This is a genomic window from Microbulbifer sp. MCCC 1A16149, from assembly GCF_050368945.1.
Lineage (GTDB): Bacteria > Pseudomonadota > Gammaproteobacteria > Pseudomonadales > Cellvibrionaceae > Microbulbifer.
In genome coordinates this window covers 1915691-1932900 of the sequence record NZ_CP185959.1, presented here as the reverse complement: position 1 = coordinate 1932900, position 17210 = coordinate 1915691, and the positions used below count along the sequence as shown (strand labels likewise).

The window sequence follows — 17210 nt, the reverse complement described above, 5'->3', positions numbered from 1 at the left end:
GTTAGGGATGCCGGGCGTTAAAATTCCCTGGCAGACACCGGGTTACTGATACCAACCCAGGCTTTCACGCAATGTCACTACACCACCGATGATGGTTAACGCCGGCGCCTCCACCTTGTGGGCTTCGGCCAATTCCGGCAGCGTGGCAATGGTGCCTACAATTACGCGCTGATCCCGGGTGGTACCCTTCTCTACCAGCGCTGCAGGCGTATCTGCCTCCATGCCATTGGCGATCAGCTTTTCAGAGATGGTCGGAAGTCCGGTGAGGCCCATGTAGAAAACAAGGGTCTGGTTTCTGGTGATCAGCTCTTCCCAGGGCAGCACCAGATCGCCCTGCTTGAGGTGCCCGGTAATGAACCGAACCGACTGGGCGTGATCCCTGTGGGTCAGTGGGATGCCGGAATAGGCAGAGCAGCCGATGGCGGCGGTAATACCGGGGACTACCTGAAACGGCACGCCAGCTTCGGCGAGCTTGTCGATTTCTTCGCCTCCGCGGCCGAATACAAACGGATCACCGCCCTTCAGGCGCAGGACCTTCTTGCCCTCTTTCGCCAGGTCCACCAGTAGCTGATTGATGTCGTCTTGCGGTACCGAGTGGAACTGCTTCATCTTGCCCACATAGATACGCTCGGCGTCGCGGCGCACCAGTTCCAGTACCTCGGTAGATACCAGCCGGTCGTAAAGCACAACATCCGCCTGCTGCATCAGACGCAGGGCGCGGAAGGTGAGCAGGTCTGGATCACCGGGGCCTCCACCGACCAGATACACCTCGCCGCTCGGCGCGGGCTTCTCTTCCCAGCGACCCAATTCTTCCAGCAAAGCCTGCTCGGCTTCCGCCTTGTGGCCGCGTTCGATCTGGCCAACGATGGGACCATTGAAGACCCAGTGCCAGAAATCTTTTCTCTGGGGTTCTGGCAGTGCAGCCTTGACCTTATCGCGCATACGTCCAGCCAGCTCGGCAATCAGGCCCAGGCCGGGAGAAAGCAGGGTTTCTATCTGGGCGCGCAGCATGCGCGTGAGCACTGGTGCAGAGCCGCCACTGGAAATGCCGATGGAAAGCGGTCCGCGTTCGACAATGGAGGGGAATGTAAAGGTGCAGTGTTCCGGTGAGTCCACCACATTGACAGGCAGACGACGGGCCCGGGCATCCTTAGATACCTGGGCGTTGACGTCGCCGTCTGCGGTGGCGGCGACGATCATTTCGGCGCGGTCGAGTAGCTCCTTGCGATAGGTTCCGACGATATATTCACCGCCGCTCGCCATCACCAGTTGGCGCAGCTCGTCGGTAATATCGGGAGCAACGACAATCAGTCGAGCCTCCGCTTTGCTGAGTAAACGCGCTTTGCGCGTGGCAATGGCACCGCCCCCGACAATAAGACAAGGACGGTTTTTCAAATCAAAAGCGAGAGGCAGGTAACGCAAGGCTCTAATCCATACTGCTTAGCCGATCTTTGATGCACCACCCATGTAGGGGCGCAGTACTTCCGGCACCTCGACACTACCATCGGCTTGTTGGTAGTTTTCCAGCACCGCGATCAGCGTGCGACCCACCGCCAACCCGGATCCGTTCAGGGTGTGCAGCAATTCTGGCTTGCCGGTTTCCGGATTGCGCCAGCGGGCCTTCATACGCCGGGCCTGGAAATCCCCCATCAGGGAGCAGGAAGAAATCTCACGGTACTTGTCCTGAGATGGAATCCAAACTTCCAGGTCATAGGTTTTGGTTGCACCGAAACCCATATCGCCACCACACAGCACCACGGTGCGGTATGGCAGGTTCAGTTTCTGCAGAATGTTTTCTGCGTGACTGGTGAGCTGTTCGAGCGCGTCTTTGGATTGATCCGGGCGGGCAAACCATACCAGCTCGACTTTTTCGAACTGATGCTGACGGATCATGCCGCGGGTATCGCGCCCGTGTGAGCCGGCTTCGGAGCGAAAGCAGTTGGTGTGGCTGACAAACTTGTGCGGCAGTGAAGCGGCGTCTTCGACGATTTCATCGCGGTACAGGTTCGTGAGCGGTACTTCTGCGGTAGGAATGAGGTAGAAACCACGCTCATCCTCCAGCTTGAACAGATCCTCAGCAAACTTGGGCAGCTGTGAGGTTCCGTACAGGGAATCGCTATTTACTATTACCGGCACATTGGCTTCTTGATAGCCGTGCTCTTCTACATGTTGATCTAGCATGAACTGTGCCAATGCACGGTGCAGCTTGGCCACCTTGCCAGTCATTACCGCAAAGCGGGATCCGGTAATTTTGCTCGCCACTTCGAAATCGAGACCACCCAGGCTGCCCCCGAGATCCACATGGTCACGCACTTCAAAATCAAAGCTGCGCGGCTCGCCCCACTGGCGCACTTCCACGTTATCGTCTTCATCTTTACCCTCGGGCACAGATTCGTCCGGGATATTCGGGATCGCCAGCAGTACATCGTCGAGCTGCTGCTGCAGTTCGCTGAGCGCCTGCTTGGCTTCCGACAGCTGACCACCCAGGGACTCAACCTCTTTCAACAGCGGGGCGATATCCTCGCCGCTGGCCTTGGCCCGGCCGATGTTTTTGGATTTGCTGTTGCGCTCATTCTGCAGGGACTCTGTGCGTACCTGCAGCTCTTTACGCTGCTCTTCGAGCTGCTCCAGCTTGGCTTTGTCCAGCTGCACGCCGCGCTTGGTCAGCGCCGCTGCAACTTCGTCGAGTTGGTTACGAATCAGTTTAGGATCGAGCATGGTGTATTGATTACCGCGTTACAGATATTTCATTCCCAGGGAGATGGCCGTTGCGGTTGCAGCCAAGCACACCAGGAGGCTGGCCACAACATAGGCCAGCGCCGTCAAAGGCTGGCCATTGTGCCACAACATCACTGTTTCCAGCGAGAAGGTAGAAAAGGTGGTGAGAGCCCCAAACAGGCCGGTCATGATCATCAGGCGCCACTCATGGCCGAGCATGCCCCGCTCCACGATCACAACATAGGCAATACCGATCAGCAGGGAGCCAACCACATTGACGATAAAGGTGCCGAGCGGAATCCGGTTTTCGAAAACCGGAAAGGCCCAGACACCGACCAGGTGACGAAGGATTGCGCCGACGGCGCCGCCAAGTGCGATTGCTATCCATTGCATGGGAAACTCCCGGAAAGGTGTGGTGAACTGCCAATTGCGGGAGGATTTTAGCGCTTTTCTGCTTCCGAGTGTTGCGCGGGCGAATAGCGTTGCTGGTCACTGGCCTGATTGAGTGCCCGCAGGCGCTCAAGCTTTTCTTCGATCCTGAGCTCCAGCCCCCGGTTTACCGGATAGTAATAGCGACGGTCGGCAATGGCCTCGGGGAAATAATTCTCGCCCGCGGCAAAGCCATCTGGCTCATCGTGGGCGTAACGATACTCCGCACCGTGCGCCATCTCCTTGGCCAGCTTGGTGGGCGCATTGCGCAGGTGCACCGGAACCTCGTAACTGGGCTCGCGCCGGATATCAGCCAGCACCCGCTTGTAGGCACTGTAGACCGCGTTACTTTTGGCGGCGACGGCGAGGTAGGCCACTGCCTGGGCAATGGCCAGCTCCCCTTCCGGGCTGCCCAGGCGTTCCTGCACATCCCAGGCATTGAGTGCTATTTCAAGGGCGCGTGGATCGGCGTTGCCGATATCCTCACTGGCCATGCGCACCACCCGCCGCGCCACATACAGCGGATCGCAGCCACCGTCGATCATGCGCGCAAACCAGTAGAGCGCGGCGTCCGGATCCGAGCCGCGCACGGATTTGTGCAGTGCGGAAATCTGGTCGTAAAAGTAGTCCCCACCCTTGTCGAAGCGCCGTACATCTGCGGTGAGCACTTCAGCGAGCACCGCCTCGTCAATGACCTGCCGCCCGCCCTCTTCCCGCGACAGGTCGCAGGCGATTTCCAACAGATTGAGTGCGCTGCGGGCATCACCGTCGGCACTCAGGGTGATCTTGTCGAGTACTTCGGGGGCCATTTCCACATTGCGGGCCTTGAGCTCGTCATCCTCGGCCAGGGCGCGCCGCAGCAGGCCGCTAAGCTCGTCCTGACTGAGGCTGCGCAACAAATACACCCGGCATCGGGAAAGCAATGCGTTGTTGAGTTCGAAGGATGGGTTCTCGGTCGTGGCGCCGACAAACGTCACGGTGCCCTCTTCCACATAGGGCAGGAAGGCATCCTGCTGCGCTTTGTTGAAGCGGTGCACTTCGTCCACAAACAGGATGGTGCCACGACCAAACTGGGCCGCGTGTTGTTCAGCCTCCGCTACTGCCTGGCGGATTTCCTTTACTCCGGCCAGAACCGCAGACAGCGTGGCAAAACGCACATCGCACTCTTCCGCCAGCAGGCGGGCAAAGGTGGTTTTGCCCACGCCGGGCGGCCCCCACAGCACCATGGAGTGGAGCTGGCCCCGCTCTACCGCTTCGCGTAGGGGTTTCCCCGGCCCCAATAAATGCGACTGGCCCACATAGTGGGCCAGAGTTTGCGGCCGCATGCGCGCGGCCAGAGGCTGATGCCGGGGTGGCGATTGAAACAGATCACTCATCGCGAATAACGTCGGTCCCTTTGGGCGGCTTGAAATTGAACATGTGCGAAGACAGCCGGGGGTTGGCCTGCAGGCCGTTGAATCGGATATCAGTGGTCTGCCCCATGCCGTCGCGCACGGTCATGGTCTCTGGCAAGCCCTGCTTGTCGAAACGGATTACCATGGACTTGAACGGCGCAGAAGCGCGCTTCGGGGTCAGGTAATAGGCACCCTTCTTGCTCTCGACACTGAAGGAACCGCGGATATCCTCCACTTTGCCGCCGAGCAGCAATGCCGGTGTTTCCTTCATACGATTGTCTACCGGGCGCACGGTGACCTGCTCCAGGTCGGGATCATACAGCCACAGCTTCTTGTTGTTGGTCACCAGCAGTTGCGGGAAAGGCTCGCCGGTCTGCCAGCGCAGTTTACCCGGGCGCTGCACGGAGAAATTGCCGCTGCTCTTTTGCAGGGTTTTGCCTTTCTGATCCTTGAGGGTCTGGCGGAAATTGCCGGAGATGGAGCCCAGCGGCTGCAACAGCCGGCTCAGATCTTCACTGGCATCGGCCTGTGCGCCGACAGCGCTCATGCCCAGGCCCAAACTCATGCCCAGTGAGGCGAGGAAAATGCTCAGCTTGCGTCTCATAATGCCTTCCAGTCTGCTATTCCGAGAGTGTCCTTAAAGCCTAGACGGCGCCAAGTGAACCCGGCCTGAACCGGGTCACGATTTACCCGCATCACGCGGGTGGCGGTGCCAACACTTCCCGGTTGCCATTGGGCTGCTGGGCTGAAACCACCCCGGCCGCCTCCATCGCCTCAATCATGCGCGCGGCGCGATTGTAGCCGATACGCAGCTGGCGCTGCACCGATGATATGGACGCTTTGCGCGACTTGGTCACGAATGCCACGGCCTCGTCGTAGAGGGCGTCAGTCTCCGGATCGTCCTCTCCCCCTTCGGTGGTCATCCCGGGCACTGGAATGCTGTTATTGGAGTCGTCGATGATGCCGTCGATGTATTCAGGCTCGCCGCGACGGGCCCAGTCCGCCACAACTTGGTGCACTTCATGATCATCCACGAAGGCCCCGTGCACCCTTATGGGCACTGCTGTACCCGGCGGAAGGTATAGCATATCGCCATGGCCGAGGAGCTGTTCAGCACCCCCTTGATCCAGAATGGTGCGCGAGTCGACTTTTGAAGAAACTTGGAACGCCATACGGGTCGGTACGTTCGCCTTGATCAGGCCGGTAATCACGTCCACCGACGGGCGCTGGGTAGCGAGAAGCAAGTGGATGCCGGCGGCACGGGCTTTCTGCGCGATACGCGCGATCAGCTGCTCTACCTTTTTACCGACGATCATCATCATGTCGGCAAATTCATCGATCACCACCACAATCGCTGGAAGCGGTTTCAGGTGGGGCGCCGTCTGTTCTGCCTCCGGGACGCTCGACATGGGGTCCGGCTGCCAGATCGGATCGATCAGCGGCTCTCCCGCAGCGACCGCGTCTTTCACCTTGCGGTTAAAGCCCGCCAGGTTGCGCACACCCATGGCGGCCATCAACTTGTAACGGCGCTCCATCTCGCCGACACACCAGCGCAGGCCATTGGCCGCATCGTTCATGTCGGTGATGACCGGGGTCAGCAAATGCGGGATACCTTCGTAGACCGAGAGCTCGAGCATCTTCGGATCCACCAGGATCAATCGCACTTCATCGGGCGTGGATTTGTACAGCAGGCTCAGCAGCATCACATTGATGCCCACGGACTTACCGGAACCCGTGGTACCCGCCACCAGCAGGTGCGGCATCTTGGCCAGGTCAGCAACGACCGGCTGGCCGGCGATATCGTGCCCCAGTGCCAGTGTGAGTGCGGAATTGGCCTTGTCGTAGACCTCCGCTCCGAGCACTTCCGAGAGGCGCACCATCTGGCGATTCTCGTTCGGAATTTCGATCCCGACGACGGATTTGCCGGGGATCACTTCAACCACCCGCACGCTGATGACCGCCAGGGAGCGGGCCAGGTCTTTGGCGAGATTGGTGATCCGGCTGACCTTCACGCCCGGTGCAGGCTGAATCTCAAACCGCGTAACCACGGGGCCAGGCAGTACCGAAACCACTTCCGCCACTACCCCAAAGTCCTTGAGTTTCAATTCCAGCAGACGCGACAGCGCTTCCAGCGCCTCGCGGCTGAAGCCGGCTTTCTTGTTGGCATCGGGCACATCAAGCAGGGATAGTGGCGGCAAAGTTCCGGTGACCGGGCCTTTGAACAGCTCTCCCTGCTTCTCTTTCACCGCCCGCGGGCTTTGCTTTACCGGGGGCGCAGAGGGCGCAATTTGCGGTGGCAGGCGTTTCGCGGTGCGCTGCTTTTCCTCTTCCACGGCAGCTTTGCGTACAACCACCGCTTCACGCGCGACACGCTGCTCTTCCCGCTCCTGGCGCGCGCGCGCCAAACGACTGCCGATCCAGCCGAACGCTGCGAGCACGCTGCGACCGATATCTTCGAACAGTTTCAGCCATGACATGCCGGTAAACACCGTAACGCCAATGGCAAAAGTGGCGAGCAGCAGGATTGTTGCTCCCACGTAGCCAAGCCCCAGCTCCATGAAAGTAGAGACCGCGGCACCGATGATGCCGCCATTGGAAAATGGTAGTGGATTGGCCGACTCCGCAAAACACAGCGTGGCAATCGCCGCACCGGAGACCAGCAGCACCAACAGCCCAGCGACACGCAGCGCAAACAGCGGCGCATGGAAGCGTGCGTTTTTGTCACGCAGGATTCGATAGGCGCGCCAGCCGATCAGCACGGGGAACAGATACGCCATCCAACCCAGTAAAGACAGGCACACGTCGGCGAGCCAGGCTCCCGTGGGGCCAATGGCATTTTCGATCCCGGCACCGCTGCCGGTATGCGACCAACCCGGATCACCGGGGTTGTAGCTGAGCAGGCTGATGCCCACCAGCAACGCACCCGCCAACAGGGCAATCAGGGCGCCCTCACGGACGATGCGCGCAATCAGGGAGTCAGGAATCGCGGCCGCAGATTCGGTTTCACTTTCAGCCTTCAATGGCTTACCTCGGTCACAGTGTTCAGGGTTGCTCGCCTTCTTGTTGGTATAGCGGCGGCGTCAGGGTTTCTGTGTACTACAGCCTCGGGGTAATTGCTACCGGAGGGTTAACCTAGAAACCACTTAAAGTCTTAACTTTACATTTAAAATCAAATGGTTACAGGTACTTGTTCACGCAATGTATGACACAAAGCTAGAAATTGCCTAAACCAGTCCACAGGGTTATTTGCACAATGATTGTCCGACACCCATTCGGTATCTGGGACGGCATGGCGATTTGAGCTATCTATAAAGACGCGCAATGAGATAGATAAGACCAAACTATTTGGTCGACTATCCCCCTTCTTCTATCATGGCGGCAATTTTTTCACTGGCCATCCGCCCCGCTCTTCGAGCGACATCGATCAGCCCCAGCCCGCCCTTGAACAATGCGCGCGGGGGCGCCATGATCCGCGCAGGCAAAAATTTGTCGGGCGCCTTAACCAGTGCTGCAAGACATACAGAATCACCAATCCAACATCGAAGTATTGTGAGTCCAGTCATGAGCAATCATCACCGTCTGATCATCCTCGGCTCCGGCCCTGCCGGTTATACCGCGGCCATTTACGCCGCTCGCGCCAACCTGAACCCGGTTGTTATTACCGGCATGCAGCAAGGTGGACAGCTGACCACAACCACAGAAGTGGAGAACTGGCCGGGCGGTGTACACGACCTCCAGGGCCCGGACCTGATGGTCCAGATGCAGCAGCACGCGGAGCGTTTTGACACCAACATCATCTTCGATCACATCCATGAAGTTGATGTAAAACAGCGCCCGTTCACCCTCAAGGGCAATGAAACCTACACCTGTGATGCGCTGATTATCGCTACCGGTGCCTCCGCCCAGTACCTGGGCCTGCCGTCTGAAGAGGCATTCCAGGGCCGCGGCGTCAGCGCCTGCGCCACCTGTGATGGTTTCTTCTACCGCGACCAGAAAGTCGTTGTTGTCGGCGGCGGTAACACCGCGGTCGAAGAAGCACTGTACCTGTCCAACATCGCCAGCGAAGTTACCCTGGTACACCGCCGCGACGAGCTGCGTGCGGAGAAAATCCTGCAGGATCGCCTGCTGGACAAAGTGGAAAACGGCAACATCAATCTGTGCTGGCACCACACCCTGGACGAAGTCCTCGGCGACGATAACGGCGTAACCGGCGTCCGCCTGAAGAACGTACAGGACGGCAACACCAAGGAAGTCGACGTATCCGGCGTGTTCATCGCCATCGGCCACAAGCCGAACACGGACATCTTTGAAGGCCAGCTGGAAATGAATGGTGGCTATATCATTGTTGAGAGCGGACTGAACGGCAATGCCACCCAGACGTCCGTACCCGGCGTGTTTGCCGCGGGCGACGTGTCCGATCATATCTACCGTCAGGCAGTAACCTCTGCAGGTACTGGTTGTATGGCTGCACTGGATGCCGAGCGCTTCCTGGATGCACAATAACGGGCTTGACCGGCCCAACGAAAAGGCGGCCTTCGGGCCGCCTTTTTTATGCGCAGCAGTCCAGACAACCGGGGACAGAGACTCTTGACCGACAACGCAAATGAAATTCTTTCACTACTGGATCCTGAGCAGGTCGGTTTCCCGGATACCTCCGCGGCGCTGCACGACCCCAACGGGTTACTCGCAGTGGGCGGGGACCTGAGTCCGGAGTGGCTACTGGCAGCGTATCGCCGAGGTATCTTCCCCTGGTTTTCAGATGACCAGCCAATCCTCTGGTGGTCCCCTTCCCCACGCTGCATAGTTCGCCCCGAATCCACCACATTCAGCCGCAGCCTGCGCAAGGTAATACGCCAGGGGCGCTATACGGTCACTTTCGATCAGGCATTCGCCCAGGTTCTGGATGGCTGCGCCGCGCCCCGCGCGCAGGAAAGCGGCACATGGATCACCGAGGATATGCGCGATGCATATCTCGAAATGCACCAGCTCGGTCACGCACACTCGGTAGAAGCCTGGCTGGATGACGATCTGGTCGGCGGCCTGTACGGCCTCGCCATCGGGCGAGTATTTTTCGGTGAGTCGATGTTTCACCGCGCAACCGATGCCTCGAAAGTCGCTTTTGCGCATCTGGTGCGCCAGCTTGACCAGTGGGGCTGCCGATTGATTGATTGTCAGGTGACGAATCCACATCTACAGAGTCTCGGGGCCACCGAGGTATCCAGGGCGGATTTTGAGGACCTTCTGGCCCGCGAAGTTGCGAGCACCGGCTTCCCTGCCACCTGGCCACCGCGACCCGCGAACACTCTTTTTGAGCGCTTTTGAAGCGATACTTGGGCGGCTTGGTTTGTGTTTTTGCTGACCGCAAATTACCCTCGAGTCTGTAACCGAACCGGGATTGCAGCGAAATCCCATTGAGAGCGCATTTGGCAAAGATAAAAATGACCAGCAATTCTGATCGACACCGTGAGATGCCTGCATGAGTCAGTATTCTCAGCTCGACTCGGTCCGCCTGCTGGCCACCATGCCCCACCCCTGCGGTTACCTGGAAAACCGGGAAGCCACCACCGTATTCGTTGATCCACAGACCCCGGTAGACCCGAGACTCTACAGCCGCCTTTCAGAACTGGGCTTCCGGCGCAGTGGAAATTACCTGTATCGTCCTCAGTGCACCCACTGCCAGGCCTGCATCCCCGCCCGGGTGCCGGTGGAACTGTTTGCGCCCAACCGCAACCAGCGACGCTGCTGGCGACGCAATCGTGATCTGGACGTGTTTCATCGTCACGACATCGATACAGACGAACATTACGCGCTCTACGCTCGTTACATCGAGCAGCGGCATCACGATGGCGAGATGTACCCACCCAGCCGGGAGCAATTTCGCAGCTTCCTCAACAATGCCTGGGGCACCACCCGTTATATCGAGTTCCGGGCCAGGGACCAGTTGGTTGCGACCGCCGTTACCGACGTGCTGGCCGGCGGCGTTTCCGCCATCTACACCTTTTACGATCCAGAGCAGACCAAGCGCAGCCTCGGCAGTTACTCGATCCTCTATCAAATCGAGTGGACCCGTCGCCTCGGGCTTCCCAGCCTTTATCTCGGCTACTGGATCCGCCAGAGCCAGAAAATGGCCTACAAAAGCCAGTTCAAACCCCTCGAAACCCTCCAGAACAACCGCTGGACCCTGAGTACCGACTAGACTCAGCACTAGGCTGGGCAATTACTCTGAAGGGCCCGGAATCCACAATTCCACGGGATTTAAGCGAGACGCAGGCTTCCACTTGGCCTGCACGCACTTTTCGTGCAAAATGCACGCCCGTCGTACCGCCGGGCCCCAGAATCTGACGACGCAGGGCCATAAAATCGTGGCGGAAAAGCTAGTACACATTTATCAAAGGTTGCTGCCGCATGGCAAAAGACGATTACATTGAAATGGAAGGTGAGGTGATCGACACCCTGCCCAACACCACATTCCGCGTGAAACTGGAAAATGGACATGTGGTAATCGCGCACATTTCCGGCAAGATGCGCAAAAACTACATCCGCATCCTCACCGGTGACAAGGTCAAGGTAGAACTGACCCCGTACGACCTGAGCAAAGGCCGTATCACCTATCGCGCGCGCTAATCCCTCCCGGCAGTCTGCCGGCAGCGGTTCCCGGTCAACCCGCCCAGGTTGAGCGAGATATAAAAAAGCCACCCATAAGGTGGCTTTTTTCGTTTGCGTGGGATCCGGCTTTTACCGGATGCAGGTACTCAATGCACCGGCATCGCCGTGCAGATCTTGAGTTGATCGTTCTCCACGGTCACCTCGACCTTGCCGCCCTCTTCCGACAGATCCCCGAACAGCACAGCCTCGGCCAGCGGTTTGCGCAACTTCTCGCGAATCAGGCGGGCCATGGGGCGCGCGCCCATTTTCTCATCATACCCGTTAACCGCGAGCCACTCGCGGGCCTCATCGTCCACCTCGAGGGTCACCCTGGACTCATCCAGCTGCGCCTGCAGCTCGACAATAAACTTGTCCACCACGGTTTTGACCACCTCCATATCCAGCGAACCGAACTGAATGATACTGTCCAGTCGATTGCGGAATTCGGGAGTAAACATCTTTTTGATCTCCTCCATTCCATCACTGCTGTGATCCTGGTTGGCAAAGCCGATAGAGCGGCGGCTCATGACTTCAGCACCCGCATTGGTGGTCATGATCAGAATCACATTGCGGAAGTCCGCCTTGCGGCCATTGTTGTCGGTCAGGGTGCCGTGATCCATCACCTGCAGCAGCAGGTTGAAGACTTCCGGATGGGCTTTTTCGATCTCGTCGAGCAACACCACGCTGTGGGGGTGCTTGGTCACGGCATCGGTCAGCAGGCCACCCTGATCAAACCCGACATAACCCGGAGGGGCACCGATCAGGCGCGAAACCGTATGCCGCTCCATGTACTCGGACATGTCGAAACGAATCAGCTCGATACCCATTACCTGAGCCAACTGACGACAGAGCTCGGTTTTACCGACACCCGTAGGGCCGGCGAACAGGAAGGAGCCAATAGGCTTCTCTTCCGCACCCAGGCCAGCGCGGGCCAGCTTGATCGAGGTGCTGAGCGCCTCGATACCCTGATCCTGGCCGAACACCACCATCTTGAGGTTCTCATCCAGCTTGGCCAGCGCCGCCTTATCGGAGGCGGAAACGCTTTTAGCGGGAATGCGGGCCATTTTCGCCACGACGTTTTCAATTTCGGTCACGGAGATCGTGTCGGTACGCTGGTCCGCCGGCAGTAGCGCCTGGTAGGCGCCGGCCTCATCGATCACATCGATGGCCTTGTCCGGCAAAAAACGCTCGGTGATATGCCGGTTTGCGAGGTGCGCAGCAGCCTCCAGGGCCGAATCGGTAAAGCGCACCTTGTGGTGATCTTCAAAGCACGTTTTAAGCCCCTGCAGGATCTGCACAGTTTCCTCGACGGAAGGCTCGTGCACGTCAATCTTCTGGAATCGACGTGAAAGTGCGCGATCTTTCTCAAAAATACCGCGGTATTCATTAAACGTCGTGGAACCAATGCAGCGCAGCTGTCCACTGGACAGTAGCGGCTTAAGCAGGTTGGACGCATCCATTACACCACCGGAAGCCGCACCGGCGCCGATAATGGTGTGAATTTCATCGATAAACAGCACCGCGTGTTCGCGCTTTTTCAGCTCGGCCAGCAGTGCCTTGAAGCGCTTCTCAAAATCGCCGCGGTACTTGGTGCCGGCCAGCAGGGAGCCGAGATCCAGGGAATAAATGGTGCTGTCTTTCAGCGGTTCCGGAACCTCTCCGTCCACGATTCGGCGGGCGAGGCCCTCGGCGATCGCGGTCTTGCCCACACCGGATTCACCGACCAACAGCGGGTTATTCTTGCGACGGCGCGCCAGTACCTGGGTTACCCGCTCTACCTCCGGGGCGCGGCCAACCAGAGGGTCAATCCGGCCGAGTATCGCTTCCTGGTTGAGGTTTGTGGCGTAACTTTCGAGAGGGTCGGAGCCGCCTGGCTCGGCAGTGCTGCCGAGATCTTCATCCACCTGCTCGGGCGATGGATCGGGACTGCTGTTGTGCGCATTGTTGCCGCCGGAACTGACGCGGGAAATACCGTGGGTAATGTAATTCACCACATCAATACGCGCGACACTCTGCTGCTTGAGGTAGTAGACGGCCTGACTTTCCTGCTCACAGAAAATCGCAACCAGAACGTTGGCACCAGTCACTTCTTTCTTGCCAGAGGACTGCACGTGGAACACCGCGCGCTGCAGTACGCGCTGGAACCCCAGCGTGGGCTGGGTTTCCCGCTCGCTGTCATTTTCGGGGATTAATGGCGTGGTAGAGTCGACGAACTCGAGCAGCTCTCGGCGCAGCGCACTGAGGTCAGCGCCGCAGGCATGCAGAACATCTGCCGCGGATTCATTGTCCAGCAGCGCCAGCAACAGGTGCTCAACGGTCATAAACTCGTGGCGTTTCGCCCGTGCACCTTTGAACGCTAGATTGAGCGTTACCTCTAAATCCTTGCTGAGCATCTAAACCTCAAACCTTACTGGCCAATGTCATCCGGGTTGTAGTGAAAAACACCCGGCATTCCTGATTTTTTGCCGGATACCCGGCCGGAAAAGTCACGCCTGACTGCTCCAGGCGACGGTAGTCCTTAACTTCCCTCCTCCTCGCCGTTTTCGTCGTCCTCATCTGCCTCAATTTCGCAAAGCAAGGGATGTTCGTTATCCCGAGCGAACTGATTAACCTGCGCGGCCTTTGTTTCCGCTATATCTCGAGTATAGACACCACAGATCGCTTTTCCCTTAGTGTGTACCTGCAACATAAGTTGAGTGGCGCGCTCGCGATTCACATAAAAGAAAAGCTCCAGGGCTTCGACAACAAATTCCATCGGGGTGTAGTCATCATTGAGCATGACCACCTTGTACATGGGCGGTCGTTTCAGCCTTGGTTTGGCCTCCGCAAGTGCGGTGTCCCCGTCTGCCCCGTGAAGGTAGAAATCATCTCCGCCGTCATCTTCGTTCGAGTGTAGTTTAATGATTTGTGATTTTCCCATAGCGCTAGTCAATCAGAGTTCCGGAAACGGTTCACAGTGCTGACGCCCCCGCCCCTATCGTCGAGGAATAAGCCTCTCGAAAGGGCTCACGCCGGCCACCGCGGTGAATTTGGCAAGCGCACATTGTAACCTCATTCAGGTATCAGCACAGTCCAGGGCAACCGCCCTCCTTGACAAGGGGCGGTGTCTTGGCTACAAGAGGTATTAACCGCGCCAACGCGGTGATGAGGCACTAGCTAATAGTCGTACAAATGATTTTGTACACACAAAGAAGCGCATGAAGCGCGATAACAATAACGATACATGTAAGGCGGCCAGCAGTCGCCCCGGCAATATTAGAGGGATTTCGCCATGCCTACCGGTACTGTTAAGTGGTTCAATAACGCCAAGGGATATGGATTCATTCTTGCTGACGAGGGTGGAGAAGATCTTTTCGCGCACTACTCTGCCATCCAGATGGAGGGGTACCGCACCCTGAAGGCTGGCCAGCAGGTTAATTTCGATATCATCCAAGGCGACAAAGGCTACCACGCAGCCAATATCAGCATTGCTACCGCTGAGGGCAGTCGCTCACCGACACCTGTTTCTGCGTCTCCAGCGCAATCGGTAAGAGAAAAAGAGACCGAGGAAGCGCTCGATTAAGCGACTCTGCCGGCACGCCCCAGGGTGTATGCCGGGCAGACCGCCGCAGCCAAGAGTATCCGCCGCAAGCGTGATTTAGAACTGACGCTCTGTCACGTCCGAGAAAGCTCGCGGCCAACACCAGCTGATTACTCTCTTCAGCGAATTTTGCTCGCCTGAGCACTGGCACCTGCGTGCCACCTCTCCCGCCGTCCCAAAATCGCGAGATACTCTATCGGTCCAGCGCTAATATTCCGTCGACATAGCCATTTCCGGGATATTCAGGCAAAAAAAAGCCCCGCATCGATGCGATGCGGGGCTTTTTCATTCGTCGATTATCAAGCCATGTGCTTGATAACTTCCTCGCCGAACTCGGAGCAGGACTTCAGGTCTGCACCGTCCATCAGACGCTCGAAGTCGTAGGTTACGGTCTTGGCTTCGATAGCGCCTTCCATACCCTTAACAACCAGCTCAGCGGCTTCGTTCCAGCCCAGGTGACGCAGCATCATCTCTGCAGACAGGATCAGGGAACCCGGGTTCACTTTGTCCTGACCGGCGTACTTGGGTGCAGTGCCGTGAGTCGCCTCGAACAGAGCAACATCGTCAGACAGGTTGGCACCCGGAGCGATACCGATACCACCGACCTGAGCGGCCAGTGCGTCGGACAGGTAGTCACCGTTCAGGTTCAGAGTGGCGATTACGTCGTACTCGGCCGGACGCAGCAGGATCTGCTGCAGCATGGCGTCGGCGATCACGTCCTTAACCACGATTTCCTTGCCGGTGTTCGGGTTTTTGAAGCTGCACCAAGGGCCACCGTCGATCGGCTGCGCGCCGAACTCTTCGCGGGCCAGCTCGTAACCCCAGTCCGCGAAAGCACCTTCGGTGAACTTCATGATGTTGCCTTTGTGCACCAGGGTCAGGGAGTCGCGATCCTGATCGATGGTGTACTGCAGCGCTTTACGCACCAGTCGCTTGGTACCTTCTTCGGAAACCGGCTTAACACCGATACCAACGTTTTGCGGGAAGCGGATCTTCTTAACACCCATCTCGTCCTGCAGGAACTTGACGACCTTGTTGGCTTCGTCAGTACCGGCTTTCCACTCGATGCCAGCGTAGATGTCTTCAGAGTTTTCGCGGAAGATCACCATGTCTACCTTGTTCGGCTCTTTAACCGGAGAAGGTACACCGCTGAACCAGCGCACCGGGCGCTGACATACGTACAGGTCCAGCTCCTGGCGCAGAGCAACGTTCAGGGAGCGGAAGCCGCCGCCTACCGGAGTGGTCAGCGGGCCTTTGATGCTGACAACGTATTCCTTGATGGCTTCCAGGGTTTCCGCCGGGAACCAGTCGCCGCTGTAAGTTTCTGCTGCTTTCTCGCCACAGAAGATTTCCATCCAGGCGATGGATTTCTCGTCGCTGTACGCCTTGCTGACGGCAGCGTCGATCACTTTGCGCATTACCGGGGTGATATCCACGCCGATGCCGTCACCTTCGATGAACGGAATGATCGGGGTGTTCGGTACGTTCAGAGAACCATCTGCGTTGACTGTAACTTTTTCGCCGTTCGCCGGCACTTGGATATGACCCATTAAGTTGACTCCCGTAACTCTTTGACTAAACGTCCGGCTTTATAGGCGGAAAACCGGCATAATGCGCCGAATCTCCACTGCCGGTCTTGGTTGCTGCTCATTGTTTACGCCGTTGTATACGCCGAGCCAGCTAAAAATCGGCGGGATTATATCAGCATCCACCCAATTTTGTAGTTTGATTACAACGAAAACACGACTCCGGCATGACAACACTTGCGACATGAGCCAATTGATCCTGTTTAACAAACCCTTCGGCGTCCTGTGTCAGTTCACCGACCCCGACGGGCGGCCTACCCTCTCGGACTACATAAAGAAGACGGGCGTCTACGCAGCCGGCCGTCTCGATTTCGACTCGGAGGGGCTGCTACTGCTGACCGACGATGGCCAACTGCAGCACCAGATTGCACATCCGGACAACAAGCTGCCAAAGGTGTACTTGGCCCAGGTCGAAGGTGAAGTGGCGGAAGAGGCCCTGGTGCAATTGCGCCGCGGTGTAACGCTGAAAGATGGACGTACGGCACCAGCCAAGGCGCGCCTGATCCCGGAGCCCGATCTCTGGCCCCGGGTTCCGCCCATTCGGGAGCGCAAGTCTATCCCGACCTCGTGGATCGAGCTCACCATCAGTGAGGGGCGCAATCGCCAGGTTCGGCGGATGACTGCCGCCGTTGGCCACCCCACGCTGCGACTGGTGCGCTGGGCCATCGGCAACTGGACCTTGCAGGGACTGGGACTGGGAGAACAACGGGCGGAGACCGTACACCTCCCGCAACAGGGGCCGGCGAGCAAAGGCACACGCACACGACCGAACGAATCCTCAAGGAAGCAACGCGGCCGCCCCTCGGGCAGAACGGCGGGAAAGCCGCGCAACAGGCGTTAATGACCAGGGAGTTACCA

General features: G+C 58.1%; 15 protein-coding genes. 6 read left to right on the top strand and 9 right to left on the bottom strand.

Features of this window, described 5'->3' with window-relative positions:
* Positions 1–42: 42 nt before the first annotated feature.
* From cysG to ACONT6_RS08230, 6 genes are all read right to left on the bottom strand, one after another.
* Complete coding sequence (gene cysG / locus ACONT6_RS08255) at positions 43–1422, bottom strand: siroheme synthase CysG (protein WP_428821236.1); 1380 nt, start codon at positions 1420–1422, stop codon at positions 43–45.
* Between the two features lie 18 nt (positions 1423–1440).
* A complete protein-coding gene (serS, locus tag ACONT6_RS08250) occupies positions 1441–2718 on the bottom strand; it encodes a serine--tRNA ligase (RefSeq protein ID WP_428821235.1) in 1278 nt (425 codons plus the stop codon).
* A gap of 18 nt (positions 2719–2736) precedes the next feature.
* A complete protein-coding gene (crcB, locus tag ACONT6_RS08245; RefSeq protein WP_428821234.1) occupies positions 2737–3111 on the bottom strand; it encodes a fluoride efflux transporter CrcB in 375 nt (124 codons plus the stop codon).
* A 47-nt stretch (positions 3112–3158) separates the two neighbouring features.
* On the bottom strand, positions 3159–4523 hold the full coding sequence (locus tag ACONT6_RS08240) for a replication-associated recombination protein A (protein WP_428821233.1): 1365 nt from the start codon (positions 4521–4523) through the stop codon (positions 3159–3161).
* A complete protein-coding gene (gene lolA / locus ACONT6_RS08235; protein ID WP_428821232.1) occupies positions 4516–5145 on the bottom strand; it encodes an outer membrane lipoprotein chaperone LolA in 630 nt (209 codons plus the stop codon). The genes ACONT6_RS08240 and lolA overlap by 8 nt, the downstream gene beginning before the upstream one ends.
* A gap of 91 nt (positions 5146–5236) precedes the next feature.
* Positions 5237–7561 carry a DNA translocase FtsK gene (locus ACONT6_RS08230; protein WP_428821231.1) on the bottom strand — a complete coding sequence of 775 codons (2325 nt, stop codon included), beginning with the start codon at positions 7559–7561 and terminating at the stop codon, positions 5237–5239.
* Between the two features lie 541 nt (positions 7562–8102).
* On the opposite strand from ACONT6_RS08230, the gene trxB reads away from it, so the two are divergent.
* The 4 genes from trxB to infA all read left to right on the top strand — a co-directional run bounded on the left by trxB (position 8103) and on the right by infA (position 11165).
* Complete coding sequence (gene trxB, locus ACONT6_RS08225; RefSeq protein WP_428821230.1) at positions 8103–9044, top strand: thioredoxin-disulfide reductase; 942 nt, start codon at positions 8103–8105, stop codon at positions 9042–9044.
* A gap of 84 nt (positions 9045–9128) precedes the next feature.
* The gene (gene aat / locus ACONT6_RS08220; protein ID WP_428821229.1) at positions 9129–9863 is read left to right on the top strand and encodes a leucyl/phenylalanyl-tRNA--protein transferase; all 735 of its coding nucleotides are present in this window, start codon (positions 9129–9131) and stop codon (positions 9861–9863) included.
* Between the two features lie 154 nt (positions 9864–10017).
* Entirely contained in the window at positions 10018–10737 is a 720-nt protein-coding gene (locus ACONT6_RS08215) for an arginyltransferase (RefSeq protein WP_181253189.1), read from the top strand.
* 209 nt (positions 10738–10946) lie between these two features.
* On the top strand, positions 10947–11165 hold the full coding sequence (gene infA, locus ACONT6_RS08210; protein WP_010130378.1) for a translation initiation factor IF-1: 219 nt from the start codon (positions 10947–10949) through the stop codon (positions 11163–11165).
* Positions 11166–11293: 128 nt separating this feature from the next.
* Here the strand turns inward: infA and clpA are convergent, their stop codons facing one another.
* Both clpA and clpS read right to left on the bottom strand, forming a co-directional pair.
* Entirely contained in the window at positions 11294–13579 is a 2286-nt protein-coding gene (clpA, locus tag ACONT6_RS08205) for an ATP-dependent Clp protease ATP-binding subunit ClpA (protein ID WP_428821228.1), read from the bottom strand.
* Positions 13580–13704: 125 nt separating this feature from the next.
* The gene (gene clpS / locus ACONT6_RS08200; protein WP_428821227.1) at positions 13705–14106 is read right to left on the bottom strand and encodes an ATP-dependent Clp protease adapter ClpS; all 402 of its coding nucleotides are present in this window, start codon (positions 14104–14106) and stop codon (positions 13705–13707) included.
* 351 nt (positions 14107–14457) lie between these two features.
* Between clpS and cspD the strand changes: the two genes are divergently transcribed.
* Positions 14458–14748 (top strand): cold shock domain-containing protein CspD, encoded by a 291-nt coding sequence (gene cspD / locus ACONT6_RS08195; RefSeq protein ID WP_428821226.1) that lies wholly within the window; start codon positions 14458–14460, stop codon positions 14746–14748.
* A gap of 317 nt (positions 14749–15065) precedes the next feature.
* On the opposite strand, the gene icd is transcribed toward cspD, so the two are convergent.
* Complete coding sequence (gene icd / locus ACONT6_RS08190; protein ID WP_181253193.1) at positions 15066–16316, bottom strand: NADP-dependent isocitrate dehydrogenase; 1251 nt, start codon at positions 16314–16316, stop codon at positions 15066–15068.
* Positions 16317–16536: 220 nt separating this feature from the next.
* Between icd and ACONT6_RS08185 the strand changes: the two genes are divergently transcribed.
* The gene (locus tag ACONT6_RS08185; protein ID WP_428821225.1) at positions 16537–17193 is read left to right on the top strand and encodes a pseudouridine synthase; all 657 of its coding nucleotides are present in this window, start codon (positions 16537–16539) and stop codon (positions 17191–17193) included.
* Positions 17194–17210 lie beyond the last annotated feature (17 nt).

Coding starts and splice junctions, on each gene's coding strand:
- ACONT6_RS08185 (WP_428821225.1), top strand. CDS start 16,537: ATGAGCCAATTGATCCTGTTTAACAAACCCTTCGGCGTCCTGTGTCAG.
- ACONT6_RS08240 (WP_428821233.1), bottom strand. CDS start 4,523: ATGAGTGATCTGTTTCAATCGCCACCCCGGCATCAGCCTCTGGCCGCG.
- infA (WP_010130378.1), top strand. CDS start 10,947: ATGGCAAAAGACGATTACATTGAAATGGAAGGTGAGGTGATCGACACC.
- clpS (WP_428821227.1), bottom strand. CDS start 14,106: ATGGGAAAATCACAAATCATTAAACTACACTCGAACGAAGATGACGGC.
- lolA (WP_428821232.1), bottom strand. CDS start 5,145: ATGAGACGCAAGCTGAGCATTTTCCTCGCCTCACTGGGCATGAGTTTG.
- serS (WP_428821235.1), bottom strand. CDS start 2,718: ATGCTCGATCCTAAACTGATTCGTAACCAACTCGACGAAGTTGCAGCG.
- crcB (WP_428821234.1), bottom strand. CDS start 3,111: ATGCAATGGATAGCAATCGCACTTGGCGGCGCCGTCGGCGCAATCCTT.
- trxB (WP_428821230.1), top strand. CDS start 8,103: ATGAGCAATCATCACCGTCTGATCATCCTCGGCTCCGGCCCTGCCGGT.
- cspD (WP_428821226.1), top strand. CDS start 14,458: ATGCCTACCGGTACTGTTAAGTGGTTCAATAACGCCAAGGGATATGGA.
- clpA (WP_428821228.1), bottom strand. CDS start 13,579: ATGCTCAGCAAGGATTTAGAGGTAACGCTCAATCTAGCGTTCAAAGGT.
- ACONT6_RS08215 (WP_181253189.1), top strand. CDS start 10,018: ATGAGTCAGTATTCTCAGCTCGACTCGGTCCGCCTGCTGGCCACCATG.
- icd (WP_181253193.1), bottom strand. CDS start 16,316: ATGGGTCATATCCAAGTGCCGGCGAACGGCGAAAAAGTTACAGTCAAC.